Annotated in this window: 13 protein-coding genes; 2 read left to right on the top strand and 11 right to left on the bottom strand. The window is 70.2% G+C overall.

The window, feature by feature from the left end; translation table 11 throughout:
• From AC2YHJ_RS23420 to AC2YHJ_RS23410, 3 genes are all read right to left on the bottom strand, one after another.
• A partial coding sequence (locus tag AC2YHJ_RS23420) for a type VI secretion system-associated FHA domain protein (RefSeq protein ID WP_487398596.1) occupies positions 1–790 on the bottom strand: 790 nt, incomplete at its 3' end.
• 132 nt (positions 791–922) lie between these two features.
• Positions 923–1,606 (bottom strand): DUF6931 family protein, encoded by a 684-nt coding sequence (locus AC2YHJ_RS23415; protein ID WP_487398595.1) that lies wholly within the window; start codon positions 1,604–1,606, stop codon positions 923–925.
• Positions 1,606–3,723: a type VI secretion system Vgr family protein gene (locus AC2YHJ_RS23410; protein ID WP_487398594.1), complete on the bottom strand. Its 2,118-nt coding sequence runs from the start codon at positions 3,721–3,723 to the stop codon at positions 1,606–1,608. The genes AC2YHJ_RS23415 and AC2YHJ_RS23410 overlap by 1 nt, the downstream gene beginning before the upstream one ends.
• Before the next feature lie 181 nt (positions 3,724–3,904).
• On the opposite strand from AC2YHJ_RS23410, the gene hemN reads away from it, so the two are divergent.
• Positions 3,905–5,254, top strand: coding sequence for an oxygen-independent coproporphyrinogen III oxidase (hemN, locus tag AC2YHJ_RS23405; RefSeq protein ID WP_487398593.1), 1,350 nt, complete (start codon positions 3,905–3,907; stop codon positions 5,252–5,254).
• Positions 5,255–5,282: 28 nt separating this feature from the next.
• Here the strand turns inward: hemN and AC2YHJ_RS23400 are convergent, their stop codons facing one another.
• The 4 genes from AC2YHJ_RS23400 to AC2YHJ_RS23385 form a co-directional block, all read right to left on the bottom strand.
• A complete protein-coding gene (locus AC2YHJ_RS23400) occupies positions 5,283–5,654 on the bottom strand; it encodes a response regulator (protein ID WP_487398592.1) in 372 nt (123 codons plus the stop codon).
• Positions 5,655–5,750: 96 nt separating this feature from the next.
• Positions 5,751–6,968, bottom strand: a complete 1,218-nt coding sequence (locus AC2YHJ_RS23395) for an MFS transporter (RefSeq protein WP_487398591.1) — start codon at positions 6,966–6,968, stop codon at positions 5,751–5,753.
• The gene (locus tag AC2YHJ_RS23390) at positions 6,965–8,089 is read right to left on the bottom strand and encodes an alpha-hydroxy acid oxidase (protein ID WP_487398590.1); all 1,125 of its coding nucleotides are present in this window, start codon (positions 8,087–8,089) and stop codon (positions 6,965–6,967) included. The genes AC2YHJ_RS23395 and AC2YHJ_RS23390 overlap by 4 nt, the downstream gene beginning before the upstream one ends.
• 18 nt (positions 8,090–8,107) lie before the next feature.
• Positions 8,108–8,977 (bottom strand): isocitrate lyase/PEP mutase family protein, encoded by an 870-nt coding sequence (locus AC2YHJ_RS23385; RefSeq protein ID WP_487398589.1) that lies wholly within the window; start codon positions 8,975–8,977, stop codon positions 8,108–8,110.
• A gap of 87 nt (positions 8,978–9,064) precedes the next feature.
• Between AC2YHJ_RS23385 and AC2YHJ_RS23380 the strand changes: the two genes are divergently transcribed.
• Complete coding sequence (locus AC2YHJ_RS23380) at positions 9,065–10,456, top strand: M20/M25/M40 family metallo-hydrolase (protein ID WP_487398588.1); 1,392 nt, start codon at positions 9,065–9,067, stop codon at positions 10,454–10,456.
• A gap of 51 nt (positions 10,457–10,507) precedes the next feature.
• Here AC2YHJ_RS23380 and AC2YHJ_RS23375 read toward each other — a convergent pair whose 3' ends face one another.
• The 4 genes from AC2YHJ_RS23375 to ygiD all read right to left on the bottom strand — a co-directional run bounded on the left by AC2YHJ_RS23375 (position 10,508) and on the right by ygiD (position 15,414).
• Entirely contained in the window at positions 10,508–11,875 is a 1,368-nt protein-coding gene (locus AC2YHJ_RS23375; protein WP_487398587.1) for an alpha,alpha-trehalose-phosphate synthase (UDP-forming), read from the bottom strand.
• Positions 11,860–13,656, bottom strand: a complete 1,797-nt coding sequence (locus tag AC2YHJ_RS23370) for a glycoside hydrolase family 15 protein (RefSeq protein WP_487398586.1) — start codon at positions 13,654–13,656, stop codon at positions 11,860–11,862. Before AC2YHJ_RS23370 ends, AC2YHJ_RS23375 begins: the two co-directional genes overlap by 16 nt.
• Entirely contained in the window at positions 13,643–14,392 is a 750-nt protein-coding gene (gene otsB / locus AC2YHJ_RS23365) for a trehalose-phosphatase (protein WP_487398585.1), read from the bottom strand. Before otsB ends, AC2YHJ_RS23370 begins: the two co-directional genes overlap by 14 nt.
• Positions 14,393–14,565: 173 nt before the next feature.
• A complete protein-coding gene (gene ygiD, locus AC2YHJ_RS23360; RefSeq protein WP_487398584.1) occupies positions 14,566–15,414 on the bottom strand; it encodes a 4,5-DOPA-extradiol-dioxygenase in 849 nt (282 codons plus the stop codon).
• Between the last annotated feature and the right edge of the window lie 46 nt (positions 15,415–15,460).

Here is a 15,460-nt window from a genome sequence, read left to right as displayed (position 1 = left end):
CGTCCGGGATGCGCGACCCGCCACCCGAAGGCGCGGGCGGTGGCGACGCCATCGGCGCGGCAGGCGTCGAACCAAGGTCCCAGTTGTCGGGGATCGCCGAGACCTGCTGCATCGGCTTCGGCGGCATGAAGGCTTCCGAGGTCGCCGGCCGGTGGTCCGGCATGGCGGGGCCCTCGTTGAACGGGTCGAAATTCCCGGGCAGGCCGGCGCCGCTCGGCAGGCCGGGCATGCCGCCGGCGGGCGGCTTGGCCCCCAGGAAGGGATCGCCCGGCAGGCGGGGTTGCAAAGGCTCGTCGCGCGGCGGTGGCGCGCCCCAGGCGCCCTGGTCCTGCCCGCCCCAGGCCGGCGGCGGCGCGGCGGGCGCGGTGGCCCAGCCTGGCGTGGCGGCCGGCGTATCCCATCCGCCGCCGTGCTGCGGCGGCTGGGCGGCGGGCATGCCTCCGCCCCAGGCGGAACCGGCCGACTGCCCGCTGGCCATGGCGACCCGCACCTCGATCTCATAGGCGCCGAGGCGCAGCCGGTCGCCATCCTCGAGCGGCTTGACCTGATCGCGCCCGACCGGCGCATCCGCGTGGTTGACGAAGGTGCCGTTGGTCGAGAGGTCGCGCACGTGCCAGCCGCCGCCGCGGAATTCCAGGACGCAGTGATGCTTCGACAGCAGCCGGTCCGGATCGGGCAGCACCCAGCTCGCATCGGCGCCACGGCCGATGACGTAGTCGCCACCGGGCACGCGGCGCTGCTCCGGCACCACGGTGTCGGGGCAGCGAAGCATCGTCAGGGTCAGTTCCATCGACTCACTTCCCCCTGGAGCGGTTTCCACCCGTCTTGAAGCCGCTCCGGGCACCATTTGCGAGCATCTTCACGCACATTACCGATTCCGGCCATGTGCGATCTGTCCTGGACGCCGCGACGATGCACGCCCTCACGGCATTCTCGGCCGCGGCGCCGGTGGCGGCGGCGGCGGGATGGTCTTGCGCCGGATCGGGCCGGGCGGCGGTTCGGCGGGCGGCGGTGGCGGGGGCGGCTCCTCCGCCTGCAGGCGGCCTGCACCGCCGCCGGCGATGTCGCGCGCGCTCACGATGAAGCGTTCCAGGCGATCCTGTCGCTTTTCCGGCGTGTGGCGTACGGCGGCCAGCATCACAGCCCCGGTCACCGCCGTCGCGGTCAGGTGGTCGGCGGGCGGGACGGCCATTTGGCCTTCCGGCGCCATGCTGCCGCCGCTCCAGAACGCGCCCATGGCGGTCCAGGATTCGGGGGTGGCGAACTTGGTCTTGTCGGCCCTGGCGGAAGCGGCGCGGCGGGTCGGCTCGTCGGGCCGGCGCACCCAGCTCTCGGCGGCCTCGATCGCGGCGGCGTCCTCCGGCGGCAGGGCCGCGTCCGGCACGGCGCGCGCGCACATGCAGGCCCACCACACGGCTTCCCGCTTGGGCAGCGCGTGGGCAAGCAGCTTCACCGCATCCTGGTGGCGGCCGGCGGCGACCAGCCGATCCACACCCGCGGACGCCGAATCGGCACCGGCGATGGCCTTCTCGCCATCGCCGTCGAGTTCGAGCCGCGACACCAGCGACGCCAGCGGCACGGCAAGCTTGGCAGGAACCTGGTTCATCAGTTGATGAGCACGAGGCCCCCCTTCACGATGTGTATGGCCTTGCCCTCCGTGTTGGTCATCAGGCCCTCGACCTTCGCCAACAGACCGGACTTCGCCTCGAAGATCATCTGCGCGTCGTTCTTGATCATCATCGACTTCAGCTCGATCTGGAAGGGTGTCATCTTGATCGAGCTGCCGCCGCAGACCAGGTCGATCGCCTGCGGCGCCTTCAGGGTGATCTTGCCCGCCTTCGCCTCGATCGTGATATTGCCGGTCTTTGACGTCTGCGTGATGTTTCCGTTGACCTCGGCCGACTGATTGCCCTGGCCCACGACCAGGTCGTGGTGGCCCTTCTGCACCTCAGTATAATGGTCGGACTTCTCGACCGAGACGACGTAGTCGCCCTCATTCACCACGACGAGGCGGTCGCCCTTCTTGACGAAGAGCGCATCGTTGCCCTTGTCGATGACGCGGTAGTGGTTGCCGCCTTCAAGATGCGTGAGGAAGTCGCCCTTCCCGAGCGTGACGTATTTGTGGCCCTTGCGCAGCAGGTAGGTGTCGGCGCCGTCGTACTTGCCCTCGTTGATCGTCTCGTTCCGGGCGTTCTTGATCAGGACGTTCATGTCCTTCTCGGCCTGGATGACGAAATCCTCGGAGGATTTGGTGTCGTCGACGTAGAGGATGTTGGCGTTCTTGGGCCCACCGCCCTTCGAGGAGCGCGTGTGGAAGCCGCTGCGCTCCTTGTTGCCCGGCATCGGGAAGGATTCCGACAGCGGCGCGTCGTCGCTGTACAGCGAGCCGACGATCACCGGCTTGTCCGGGTCGCCGTCCACGAAGCCGACCAGCACCTCGTCGCCGATGCGCGGCAGGAAGAAGGTGCCGCCCCACTTGCCGGCGGCAGGCTGGGCCACCCGCACCCAGATCTCGCAGGCGGTCTCGTTCTTCGGCCACTTCCGGTCCCACAGGAAGCGGACTTTCACCCGGCCGAGCTTGTCGGTGTAGATCTCCTCCCCGTCCTTGCCGACCACGATCGCTGACTGCAGGCCCGGCACGACCGGGCGCGGGCGCGGTGACCGCGGACGATAGGTCCGGTCGTCGGGCATCAGCGTGACGGCGCAGGAATATCCGGAACCGCCGCCATCGACGATCTGCGTCTCGTCGAAGGCGCTGTGGACCACGCGGGTCAGCAGGTAGGTGGCCTGCGTGTCGTCGCCCAGATCGACCGTGATCTTGCAGCCGGCGATGAAGGCCGGGTCGTAGCCGGTCGCCTGGGCGAGATCGGCCTCCGCCTCATAGGTCTGCATCGCGAGCAGCGCCGGCTGGGCATCCGCCTGGGTGTGCTGCCCGCCCGGCCAGTGGAACATCTGGAAGGCCGGATCGTTGTGGACCTCCTGCAGCACGGTCGGCGTCGTGGCGTCGAGCAGCACCGAATGCTTGGCGAGGTCGTAGTCCAGCGAGCGCACCGCGCCCGGCTTCAGCCGCGTCCGCTGCGAGAATCCGGTTAGCGAATCCCAGGCGGTCGAGGTCGAGGTGATCCGGTACGGCCCCGAGCCTGTCGGCAGGTAGTCCGCCGTGGCAGAGGCGACGAGCATGGTGTGCTCGTTCTCGCCATGGATGAAGTAGTAGCCGCAGCCCGTCTCATCCATCAGCCGCTGGCAGAAGTCGAAATCCGTCTCGTTGTACTGCATGCAGTACGGCCGCGGCGTGTCCTGCGCGGACATGAAGACCGGGACGGCGGCGGCGGCCTCCCCGCAGAGCGCCTTGACGATCGCCGGCACGGATTGGTTCTGGAACACCCGTACATCCGAGGTACGGGTCAGGTTCCAGAAGCTCGGTACGATCTCGAAGCCATAGGTGGTGTAGCCGGCGCCGAACCTGCCGATCTTGCGGAAGGTGTTGATCACGCCGTGGAACGTCCGCGGCTGCAGGTCCGAATCGCGGGTGATGACGACCAGCGCCGTCTGGCCGATCATGTCCTTCGCGGCGACGTCGTCCCTGGTGCTCAGCACCTCGGCCTGCACCACATAGGGCCGGGAGATCGCCTCGACTGCCTCGATACGACGCAGCGTGAAGGCAATGTCGGTCGACGTTTCGATCCGCAGCAGACGCGGTTGCTGGCTCAACTCGACGGACATCAACCCGCTCCTCTGGCCCCGACGCAGCATAGCCGCCTCTCTCCGCGTCTTGGAACAGCGGCGCCGGGTCCGGCGTGCCGGAAGATGAAGCGTTTCATCCGCCCTGTCCCGGCGAAACGACCGCGACACGGCTTGAGCGATCGCAAAGCGTGCGACGGATCACATGGGCGATGATTGCGCCATGCCCGCTTCCGCCGCCCCTGCCGACGACATCCTGCTGCGCCACGCCGCCACGCCGCTGCCGCGCTACACCAGCTATCCCACCGCGCCGCATTTCGCGCCGCTGGCCGCCGGCAGCGCGGCCGCCTGGCTGGCCGGCTGCGGGCCGGCCGACGCGCTGTCGCTCTACGTCCACGTCCCGTTCTGCCACGCGCTGTGCTGGTACTGCGGCTGCCATACGGCGGTGACACGCTCGGCGGCGCGGATCGCTCGCTACGGTGCGGGGCTGGAACGCGAGGCCGCGATGGTGGCCGCACTGCTGCCGGCCCATGGCGGGGTCGCCGCGCTGCATCTGGGCGGCGGCACGCCGACGGCACTCGGCGCGGCGGGGCTGGACCGCCTCGTCGCCACGCTGCGCCGCCTGTTTCCCTTCCGCGACGGGGCGGAAGTCGCGGCCGAACTCGATCCGCGCAGCCTCGAAGCACCGATGATCGAGGCGATGGCGCGATTCGGCCTGACGCGCGCGAGCCTCGGCGTGCAGGACATCAGCCCGGCGGTGCAGGCGCTGATCGGCCGCATCCAGCCGGCCGCGCAGGTCGAGGCCGCGGTGCGCGGCCTGCGGGCGGCCGGCATCGGCGGCATCAACATGGACCTGATCTACGGCCTGCCGGCGCAGGGCGTGGCGGAGGTCGAGGCCTCGGCCCGCTTCGCCGCCGATTGCGGCGCCGATCGCGTCGCCGTGTTCGGCTACGCCCATGTGCCGTGGATGAAGGCGCACCAGAAGGGCATCCGCACCGAGGACCTGCCCGACGCCGCGCTGCGCATGCGCCAGGCCGAGGCCGCGTCGCGGGTGCTGACCGGGGCGGGCTATGTCGCCATCGGACTGGACCATTTCGCGCTGCCGGGCGATTCGATGGCGCGCGCGGCCGCTTCGGGCACGTTGCGCCGCAACTTCCAGGGCTACACCACCGACACCGCGCCCTATCTGCTGGGCTTCGGCGCCTCGGCCATCGGCCGCACGCCCGCGGGCTTCGTGCAGAACGAGGCGGATGAGCGGCGCTGGCTTGCCGCCATCGAGGCCGGGGCGCTGCCGGTCGCCCGCGGCCGGCCGCTCAGCGAGGAGGACCGGCTGCGCAGCGCGCTGATCGAACGGGTGATGTGCGACGCGGCGATCGACCTCGCCGCCGTGCCGCCAGCCGTGATGCGGGACGCGGCGCCGCGGATCGACGGGCTGCTGGCCGATGGGTTGCTGCGCCGCGAAACCGGGCGCCTGGCGGTGACCGAGGCGGGGCGCCCCTTCCTGCGGCATTTCGCCGCCTGCTTCGACGCCTTCCTGGCCCCCGCCGCAGGGCGGCACAGCGCCGCGGTCTAGGCCCCGCCGCGCCGGAGGCCTGGCCGGGTCAGCCGCGGCCTTCGCACAGCCGCGAGAGCAGCGCGGTCAGGTCGGCCGGGTCATAGGGCTTGGGCAGCACCAGCGCCTGGCGATGCGTCGCGGGCAGCCCGGCCGCGCCATAGCCGGTGGCCACGACGAAGGGAATGCCGCGGGCGACCAGCGCATCCGCGACCGGCACCGAATTCTCACCGGCGAGGTTGAGGTCCAGCACGGCGGCGTCCGGCGCCTCCGTCTCCAGCATTTCCAGCGCCTGGGCCACCGAGCGGACGGGGCCGATCACCCCGAAGCCGGCATCCTCCAGCGCGTCCTCGACCAGCATGGCCACCAGCGCCTCGTCCTCGACAACCAGAATGCGGTGGGCGGGCGTATCGGAAGGCATACGGAAGTCCCTCGAAGGGCAGGGCGACGGCCCGACCATGGTTAATGACTACCACGACCATCGGTTGCAGCGACAATGCATTGGCTGCAACCGGACTTAGCGCCGGGTGCGCCACATGACCAGACAAAGGCCGGCCAGCCCGGCCAGGGCCATGGCGGTGATGGCAAGGCGCGGCCCCCTGGCATCCGCCAGCGCGCCCAGCAGCAGCACGCCGAGCGGGCCGGTGCCGATGCAGGTGGTGGTCAGGCCAAGGATGCGGGACCGTGCCTCGGGCGGTGCCTGCATCATCACGATGCCGGTCTGGAGGCTGGCGAAGGCCGCCGTACCCATCCCGCCGACCAGCAGCAGCAGCGCCGCGAGCAGCAGGAACGGCGCCTGCGCGGCGGCCACAAGCAGGCACAGGAAGCCAGCCGTCCCCACCCCGAACATCATCCGCCCCGGCGGCGCGCCGCGGCGCAGGGCGAGCGCCAGGCCGGTCAGCAGCGCGCCGAACGGTTCGGCGGCGGCGAGCAGGCCGATCTCGAAGGGGCTCGCCTGGAAGGCGACGGCGCCGAAAGCGGGCAGGATGCCCGTGTAGGAAAAGCCGAAGACGTTCATCACCACGGTCACGCCGAGCACCATGCGCAGCGCCGGATGGGCCATGGCGATGCGCGCGGCGTCGGCCACCTCCGCCAGCAGGCGGGAGGGCACCAGCACCCGCCGCTGCTGGCTGTGGGCCGCGCCGCGCACGAGCGAAAGTGCGGCGAGGTAGAACCCGGCCGCGATCAGATAGGCCGCGGTGACCCCGACCGATTGGTAGAACAGCCCGCCCGCCAACGGGCCGACCATGCGCGTCGTGCTGCCGGTCATGGTGTCGAAGGCGACGGCCTGGACGATGCGCTGCGGGCCGGCCGCCTCGGCGACCATGCGCCGGCGCGTGGCGAGCTCGTTGGTCCAGGCCAGCCCGCCGACCACACCGTTGACGAACAGGTGCCAGGGCGCGAGCCAGCCGGCGGCGGCAAGGGCGGCAATGGTCAATGCCCCCGCCGCCTGCGCCGCCTGGCCGGCCATCAGCAGCCGCTTACGGTCGAGGCTTTCGGCGAGCGCCCCGGCCAGCGCCCCGGCCATCAGCATCGGCAGGGCGCGGGCCATCAGCACAAGCGAGACGGCGAAGGCCGAGCCGGTGAGTTCATAGGTGAACAGGCCGCTGACCAGCATGTCCACCCAGCGCATCGCATTGGTCAGGCCGCCCGCCCCCCAGAGGCGGCGGAAATCCGGGTCCGCGAGCAGCTCGCGGACGGGACTTCGGCCGGGGTCGGCCGCGGGCGCGCTCAATACCCCGAATCGTCGAGCCGCAGCAGCGGGAAGGCGCTGTGGACATGCGGCATGTTGGTCGGCATCGCCGCATGCACGAAGCCCGGGCCGAGCTGGTCGACCGCCGTCACGCCGAGCAGGCCGAGCGCCGAGCGGAACTCGTTCTCCAGGATCTCGAGCAGCCGCACCACGCCGGCCGCGCCATCGGCCGCCAGCGCATAGCAATAGAGCCGCCCGAGCCCCACGCATTCCGCACCCAGGCACAGCGCCTTCACCACATCCGTCCCGCGCGAGAAGCCGCCATCGACCCAGACCTTGGCGCGGCCGCCGACCGCCTGGACGACCTCGGGCAGCACCTCGATCGACCCGCGCCCGGCATCCAGCTGCCGGCCACCATGGTTCGAGACATAGACGACCTCGACGCCATGCTGGACGGCGATCAGCGCGTCCTCCCCGGTCGCGATGCCCTTGAGGATGAGCTTCAGCGTCGGATGCTTGTCCTTGATGCGCTTCACATCGTCCCAGTTCAGCGCGGCCTGGCGCATCTGCGCCTCCCCGGTCGCGGTGGCGCGCCAGGGCTTGGCGAAGCGGCGGACGATGTCGCGCTCGCGCCGTGAATAGATCGCGGTGTCCACTGTCAGGCAGAAGGCGTCGTAGCCGGCGGCGATGGAACGCTGGATGCTGTTCTCGATCGAGGCGGCGTCGCCGCGCACATAGAGCTGATAGATCTTCATCCCCGGCGCCGCGGCCGCCACATCCTCCAGCCCCGGCTTGGAGACGGAGGACAGCATGATCGGCACACCGAAGGCCGAGGCGCCCTCGCCCGCCGTGACCGCGCCATTGGCGCCCACCGCCATGAATTCGAGCCCGCCGACCGGGGCGAGCATCACCGGCAGGCGGATCTTCTTGCCGAACAGGGATGAGGTGCTGTCGATCTTCGACACGTCGCGCAGCACGCGCGGGCGCAGCGCCAGCGCGTCGATGCCCATGCGGTTGCGCCGCATGGTGGTCTCGGTCTCGGTGGCGCCGACCAGGTAGTCCCACATGTTGGCGTCGAGGCGGTTCCTCGCCGCCTTCACGAATTCATGCAGCGCCAGGTACTTGGTCTGCGTCTCGGCGAGGGCTTCGGGTTCGATCGTCATGGCGCTGTCTCGTCCGTCTCAGAGGAAGTCGCGGGTCCAGGCGGCGTAGTCGGCTTCCCGCGTGACCTGCTTCATCAGCGATGCCGGGGCGACGCCCTTGAGATCGGCCGGCGGGGTGCCGTCGCGCAGCGCCTTCAGCGTCGCGTGGATCGCAGCGACCGCGGCGGCGAAGGGCTGGTGGCCCTGAAGGGCCACGCGCACGCCATGCGCCGCGAGCCGCGCCTTGTCCGCCATGGAGGCCGGTGTGCCGCCGAGGATGATCGGCACGCCACCCGCCGCATCGCGCAGCGCGGCGAGCTGGTCCCAATCGTTCACGCCGGTGAAGAACAGCGCATCGGTGCCGCAGGTCGCATAGGCCTTCGCCCGCCGCACCGCCTCGTCGAGGTTGACGAGGTTCAGCGCGGAGGTCCGCGCGATGACGGTCAGCCCGGCATCCTCCCGCGCCGCGACCGCCGCGCGCATCTTGCCCAGGCCCGCCTCGAGGCTCAGCAGCCCCGGCTCGCCGCCGCCATGGGCGCGGGGCAGGTCGGTGTCCTCGATGGTCAGGGCGGCGATGCCGGCGGTCTCCAGCTCCTCGACCGTGCGCATCACGTTCAGGGCATTGCCGTAGCCGTGATCGGCGTCGACCAGCAGCGGCGGCGCACCGCCACGACAGATGCGCCGCGCCTGGTCGGCGAATTCGGACAGCGTCAGCACGATGATGTCCGGCGCGCCGAGCACCGTGAGCGAGGCGACGGAACCGGCGAACATCGCCGCCTCGAAGCCGAGGTCGGAAGCGATGCGCCCGGCGATCGGGTCGTGCACGGAAGCGGGGTGGATGCAGGCGCCGCCCGCCAGGATCGCGCGAAAGGACGCGCGGCGCTGCGCCGTGCTCGGTGGACGTTGCATCCCGGTTTCCTCGAATTCGTCGGACGGCACTCTGCAACCGGGCGCCGCGCCGGTCTAGGCTGCCCCCGGACATGGAAGGGGTGCGTGATGAGCGACGCGGTGGCCGAGGCCCTGGTGGGGCGCAAGGACGAGATCCTGGAACGGCTGAAGGCGCTGCTGCGCCTGCCGAGCGTCAGCACGGATCCGGCTTATGCGGCCGGTATGAAGGCGACGCGCGACTTCCTGATGGCGCGGCTGAAGGAAGGCGGCCTGGACGATGTGCGGCTGCTGGATGGCGGCGGCCAGCCGGCGGTCACCGCCGCCTGGAACGGCGCACCCGGCAAGCCGACGCTGATCATCTACGGCCATTACGACGTGCAGCCGCCCGATCCGCTCGAATTGTGGAAGTCCCCGCCCTTCGAGCCGACCATCCGCGACGGCAGGCTCTATGCCCGCGGCGCGTCGGATGTGAAGGGATCGACGCTGATCGCGGTCGAGACGGTGATCGAGTTCATCCGCGCCGGCGGCTGCCCGGTGAACATCCGCTTCTTCCTGGAAGGGGAGGAGGAGATCGGCAGCCCATCGCTGCGCAGCATCATCGACCGCCACGCGGATGCGCTGGTGGGCGATGCGATGATCTCGGCCGATGGCGGGCGGGCCAGCACGACGCTGCCGACCGTCAGCGTCGGGTCGCGCGGGCTGACGGCGCTGCGCTTCACGCTGCGCACGGCGTCGAAGGACATGCATTCCGGCCGCTATGGCGGGTCGGTGCGCAACGCGAATCACGAAATGGCCCGGCTGATCGCAACGCTGCATGATGAGGACGGCCGCATCATCGTCCCCGGCTACATGGAGGCGATGTCCCCGATCACCGCGCGCGAGGCCGAGGACGCCGCCGCCCTGCCGGTGGATGAGGCCGAGTTCTACGGCGCGGTCGGCGCGGCGCCCTATGGCGACACGCGCTTCAGCGTGCGCGAGCGCATCACCCTGCTGCCGACCATCGAGGTGAACGGCATGTGGGGCGGGTATATCGGCGCGGGCTCCAAGACGGTCCTGCCTTGCGAGGCCCATGCGAAGCTGACCATGCGGCTTGGCCCGAACATGGACCCCGTGCGCGCCCAGGCCCTGGTGCGCGACCACCTGATCGCCAAGGCCGCGCGCGGCACGACCCTGACCTTCGAGGAATCCGACAACGGCACCCCCGCCTTCACGCTGCGCGAAGGGCACCCGCTGCTCGCCGCGGCCGAGACGGTGATCCGCCGCACCCGCAACCGCGCGCCGGTCCGCGCGCGGGCCGGCGGGACCATCCCGATCACGGCGATCTTCAAGGAGCGGCTCGGCCTCGACACCCTTACCTTCGGCTTCGCCATGCCCGACGAGGACGTCCATGCGCCGAACGAGTTCTTCAGGCTTTCGTCGCTGGAGGAAGGCCTGCGGGCCTGGCCGCTGCTGTTGTCGGAGCTTGGACAGGTGAGCCCGCAGACGCTGCGCGGCGGGTGACGGCGGCGCCGAGGCATGTTCCGCTCACGCGGAAACGGCCCCGGCCCGCACTCACGCCGCCTTCAGCGCCTCCACGAAGACGTTGCAGTATCGCGCCGCCGTCACCTCGAACACCGCGCGCCGCAGCGCCGTGTGGCGTTCACGGCGTTCGTCGAGCGGCATCTCGAGCGCGGCGTTCATCGCCTCGGCGATGGCGTCGGGATCATAGGGGTTGACCAGCAGGGCGTCGGTCAATTCCTCCGCCGCGCCGGCGAAGCGCGACAGGATCAGCACGCCGGGATCTGCCGGATCCTGCGCGGCGACGAATTCCTTCGCCACCAGGTTCATCCCGTCGCGCAGCGGCGTCACCAGGCCGATGCGGGCGATGCGGAACAGCCCAGCGAGCTTCGTGCGCGGCACCGTCTGGGTCATGTAGCGCAGCGGCATCCAGTCGAAGCGCGAGAAGCGCCCGTTGATGTCCCCGGCAAGCCGATCGAGCTCATGCCGCAGCGCCTGGTACTCCGCCACATCTTCCCGCGACCGGGCGGCGATCTGCAGCAGGGAGATGCGCTGCTGCTGCTGCGGGAAGCGCGCCAGCAGCCGGGCGAAGCCCTCGAAGCGGTTGGGCAGCCCCTTGGAATAGTCGAGCCGTTCCGCGCTGATCGCGAGCGCCCGGCCCCTGAGGCTGTCCCGCAAGCGCTGGATATAGGCGGTGCCGGCCGATCGCGCCGCGACGCGGTGGAACCCGGTCGCGTCGATGCCAATCGGGTCGGCGATGGCGCGCAGGCGCCGGCCGTTCGTGACCACTTCCTCGCCTTCCACCGTGAAGCCGGTGTAGCGCTGCGCGCAGCCGAGGAAGTCCTGCAGATGCGTGCCGGTCTGGAAGCCCACCACGTCATAGGCGCACAGCGCGCACAGCAGCTCGCGCGCCGGCGGCAGCGCCTCCAGCACCGATGCCGGGACGAAGGGGACGTGCAGGAAGAAGCCGATCCGCCCGGTGAAGCCGCGTTCGCGCAGCGCCGCCGCCAGCGGGATCAGGTGGTAGTCGTGCACCCACACCATGTCGTCCTCGCGCAGCATCTTCAGCAGCGCATCGGCGAAGTCGCGATTGACGGCGAGGTAGCCCTCGAAATCCTCGCGCCGGTAGCGCATCAGGCCGAGCCGGAAATGCAGCAGCGGCCACAGCGAGGAATTGGCGAAGCCGACATAGAAGCGATCGTAATCCTCCGAATCGAGGTCGATCGTCGCGTAGGTCACCCCATCTGACTCGGTGGCGCGGGCGGTGTCGGACGGCTTGTCCACGACGCGCCCGCTCCAGCCGAACCACAGCGTGCCGGGTTCGACGAAGGATTGCAGCGCGACCGCGAGCCCGCCGGCATGCGCGCCGCCATTCCGGCGCGGCGGCGGCACGCGGTTCGAGACGATCACGAGGCGCGCCACAACCCCTCCTCCCAGCTGCGGGACAGGCGCATTGCCGACAGGATAAGCCCGACCTGGGAATAGGTCTGGGGAAAATTGCCCCACAGCGCCCCGGTGACCGGGTCCACATCCTCGGACAGCAGCCCGACATGGTTGCGCCAGGCCAGGGCGCGTTCGAACACCGCGCGCGCCTCCTGCTTGCGCCCGATCCGCGCGAGGGTGTCGATGTACCAGAAGGTGCAGACGAGGAAGCCGACCTCGGGCGTGCCGAAATCATCGGCATGATCGTAGCGCAGCACGATGCCGTCGCGGACCAGGCGGCGTTCCAGCACCTCCACCGTGCGCAGGAACAGCGGGTCGGTCGCCTTGATCAGCCCCAGTTCCGGCAGCAGGAAGGTCGAGGCATCGGCGACGCAATCGCCGTTCAGCACGCCGGAGATCCAGCCCTCCCCCGGCACCGTCGCCGCCTCCAGGATGCGGCCGCGCAGCGCCTGGGCGCGGCGGTCCCAATCCCGTGCCTCGGCATCGAGGCCGAGATGCTGCGCGATGGCGCCGAGCCGGTCGAGCGCCGCCCAGCACATCGCCGCCGAATGCGTGTGTGGCGCCGCGCGGCCGCGATATTCCCACAGGCCGGCATCGGGTTCGAAGGCGTCGCGTTCGGCATGCCGTCCGATGCGGGCGAGTTGCCGGTACAGCGCGACATCGCCGGTGCGGCTCAGCCGCTGGTCCCAGAACATCTGCGTCGCCGCCATGACGATGGCGCCGTAGCTGTCGTTCTGCCGCTGCGAGACCGCCGCATTGCCGATGCGCACCGGCCCGTCGCCGCGGAACCCCGGCAGCGCGGTGGCGGTCCGTTCATCGGTCGGGGTGCCCGGCGCGATGGGGAACAATGGCGGGATCGGCCCGGCCGAACCATCCGGCACGGTGTCCAGGATGAAGCGCAGGAAGCCTTCCATGGTGCGCGTCGCATTGAGCCGATTGAGCGCGCCCACCGTGAAGAAGGCATCGCGCAGCCAGCAGAAGCGGTAGTCCCAGCAGCGCCCGCTGCGCGGGGATTCGGGAACCGAGGTCGTGAGCGCCGCGACGATCGCCCCGGTATCCTCGAAGGAGCAGAGCTTGAGCGTGATCGCGGCGCGGATCACGGCCTCCTGCCAGTCGAAGGGCAGGTTCAGCCCGCGCACCCATTCGATCCAGTAGGCCTCGGTCTCCGCCAGCGCCTGTCGCGCGACCGTGTCGGGCGCTTCCGGCACGCTCTCATCCGGCCCGATGATGATGTTGATCGGGCGGTCGAGGCCGAACTCCGCCTCCGCCGTCACGTAGCTCAGCGGCGCATCGGTGGTCAGGCGCAGCACCAGGTCCGCGCCGCGGTAGCGCACATGGTTGCTGCCGATCGTCATGGTGCCGGGGTCGCTGCCATAGGCGAAGGACGGCCGGATGCGGATGCGGATGCGCGGGCGGCCCGAGACCGGCTCGATCCGCCGCACCAGCGCCGGGGGACGGTACATGCGCCCGAAGCGGCTGAAGCGCGGCGCGGCATCAACGATGCGGATGCCGCCGCCGCTGGCATCGGTCAGCACCGTCTCCAGCATCGCGGTGTTGCGCAGGTAGCGCTGCCGGCTGCCGGCCTGGTCGCGCAGCAGCACATCCATGAAGCCGCGCTCCGGATCCTCCCCGCCCAGCAGGGCATTGAACACCGGCTCCGCATCCAGGCGCGGGAAGCAGAACCAGGCGTGGCGCCCGGTGGTGGTGATCAGGGAGGCCACGGCGCAGTTGCCGATGGCGGCGAGATCAAGTCCCGGCATGCGTCGCCTCCTTCGCCAGGCGTGCCTGTCCGCGGGCGACCCAATCGCGCACCGCCGCCGGCCCGCCATGGAAGTCGCGCCCGACCTGCAGCCCCATGCCGCCAAGCCCGCGGGCCGCCCGCATGCCGTCCTCATCGGTGACGTCATCGCCGACGAAGACCGGGCGGCGGCCAAGGAAGGGCGGCGTGGCCATCAGCGCCTCGACCGCCCGGGCCTTGGTCGCGCCGCGCGGGCGGATCTCGATGGCCATGTGCGCGGGCAGCATCTCGAATTCCGCGGGGCGGCTGGCGACCAGCGCCTCGATCGCCGCGCGCGACTGGTCCGCATGCTGCGGGGCGGCACGAAAATGCAATGCGACGCCGTGCGGCTTGCGCTCGACGAGCACGCCGGGCCAACCGGCGGCCTGCCGGTCCAGATGCGCGACCCAATCGGGCGGAACGGATGCGAGCGTGCCGTCATCGAGGAGGTGGCCCGCCGCGTCGCGCAGTTCGGCCCCATGGCTGAAGCCGCCGGCCGGGCGCCAGGGCCGCAACAGGCGGTCCGCCGTTTCGCGCGCCCGTCCGGTCACAACCGCCAGGGCACCGCCGAGGCCAGCGGCGAGCCGGCTCAGAACGGCGGGAAGCCCGGGTGGGACGATCACCGAATCCGGTGTGGGCGCCAGATCGAGAAGGGTGCCATCGAGGTCCAGGAACAGCGCCCAGCCTGCCTCGATCTCGGGAACAGCATCGGTAGTCATGTACGGGATCTAGGCGGCACAACCGCAAATTGCAGTCTTGTAATTCTGGCAGGAATGGGGCAGCCGCCGGGGCCGGTGGATCGAATCACCGGGGGCGGAAGGCTTGGCGCGCCTGTCAGGATGAAACAGGGCACCGCCATGTCATTGCCGGCGCTCGATGAATTCCGGCAGGCCTAGGTATTGGTCTGATCCGGCGGTATCCCCCCGGGCAGCCGGGCGGCGCCGTTCCCTTCTTCGCATGGCACGCCTTTCATGCCCACGCCGTAGCAGGTCATGGACAGTGATCCCATTGCATAGCCGCGCAGCAAAGCCCGCGCGTCGCTGTCTTCTGCCGCAAGCCCCGCCGCATAGAGCAGAGGGATGAAGTGGTCGGGCGTGGGGACCGCCATAGCATAGTCGGGATGCTCGACAGCCTTGAGAATATCGGCTGGCGCCTCGGCCATCTGGCGGGCCACCATATCATCGAAGCGATGCGCCCAGTCAGCACCGGCATCCGGGCGGTTCCACTCGATGCGGCGCAGATTGTGCACGACGTTGCCGCTCGCAACGACCATCACGCCCCGCTTGCGCAACGGGTTCAGCTTCCTGGCAAGGTCGAGGTGATAGTCCAGAGGCTTCAGTGCGTTGATCGACAGTTGGACCACCGGGACATCGGCCTTCGGAAAAACATGCGCCAGGACGCTCCAAGCGCCGTGGTCGAGCCCCCATTGATCATGGTCGGCGCCAACCCAATGCGGCTTGACGACCTCGGCCACTTCGCCGGCCAGTTCCGGAAGGCCGGGTGCGGGATAGTCGAAGGCGAACAGCTCATCGGGAAAGCCGTAGAAGTCGTGGATCGTGCGCGGGCGGGCCATGGCGGTCACGGCGGTCGCGCCGATGAACCAATGCGCCGACACCACCAGCACCGCGCGCGGCCGCGGCAGCGCCTGCCCGAGCCTGTTCCACGCCCGCGTGTAGCCGTTGTCCTCCAGCGTGTTCATCGGGCTTCCGTGGCCGAGGAAAAGTGCAGGCATGACCGTCATGTCGATCGTTCCATGATGCGTGCATCAATTTCGATGGCCCGGTCAT

This window comes from Roseomonas sp. SRI_022, from assembly GCF_057586215.1.
The sequence above is the reverse complement of the archived record's forward strand: the minus strand, read 5'-3'. Positions and strand labels throughout refer to the sequence as shown.

Bases quoted from the DNA above. Each gene is read 5' to 3' on its own strand.
- AC2YHJ_RS23415 (WP_487398595.1), bottom strand. From the start codon at position 1,606: ATGAACCAGGTTCCTGCCAAGCTTGCCGTGCCGCTGGCGTCGCTGGTG.
- AC2YHJ_RS23410 (WP_487398594.1), bottom strand. From the start codon at position 3,723: ATGTCCGTCGAGTTGAGCCAGCAACCGCGTCTGCTGCGGATCGAAACG.
- hemN (WP_487398593.1), top strand. From the start codon at position 3,905: ATGCCCGCTTCCGCCGCCCCTGCCGACGACATCCTGCTGCGCCACGCC.
- AC2YHJ_RS23400 (WP_487398592.1), bottom strand. From the start codon at position 5,654: ATGCCTTCCGATACGCCCGCCCACCGCATTCTGGTTGTCGAGGACGAG.
- AC2YHJ_RS23390 (WP_487398590.1), bottom strand. From the start codon at position 8,089: ATGACGATCGAACCCGAAGCCCTCGCCGAGACGCAGACCAAGTACCTG.
- AC2YHJ_RS23385 (WP_487398589.1), bottom strand. From the start codon at position 8,977: ATGCAACGTCCACCGAGCACGGCGCAGCGCCGCGCGTCCTTTCGCGCG.
- AC2YHJ_RS23380 (WP_487398588.1), top strand. From the start codon at position 9,065: ATGAGCGACGCGGTGGCCGAGGCCCTGGTGGGGCGCAAGGACGAGATC.
- AC2YHJ_RS23370 (WP_487398586.1), bottom strand. From the start codon at position 13,656: ATGCCGGGACTTGATCTCGCCGCCATCGGCAACTGCGCCGTGGCCTCC.
- otsB (WP_487398585.1), bottom strand. From the start codon at position 14,392: ATGACTACCGATGCTGTTCCCGAGATCGAGGCAGGCTGGGCGCTGTTC.
- ygiD (WP_487398584.1), bottom strand. From the start codon at position 15,414: ATGACGGTCATGCCTGCACTTTTCCTCGGCCACGGAAGCCCGATGAAC.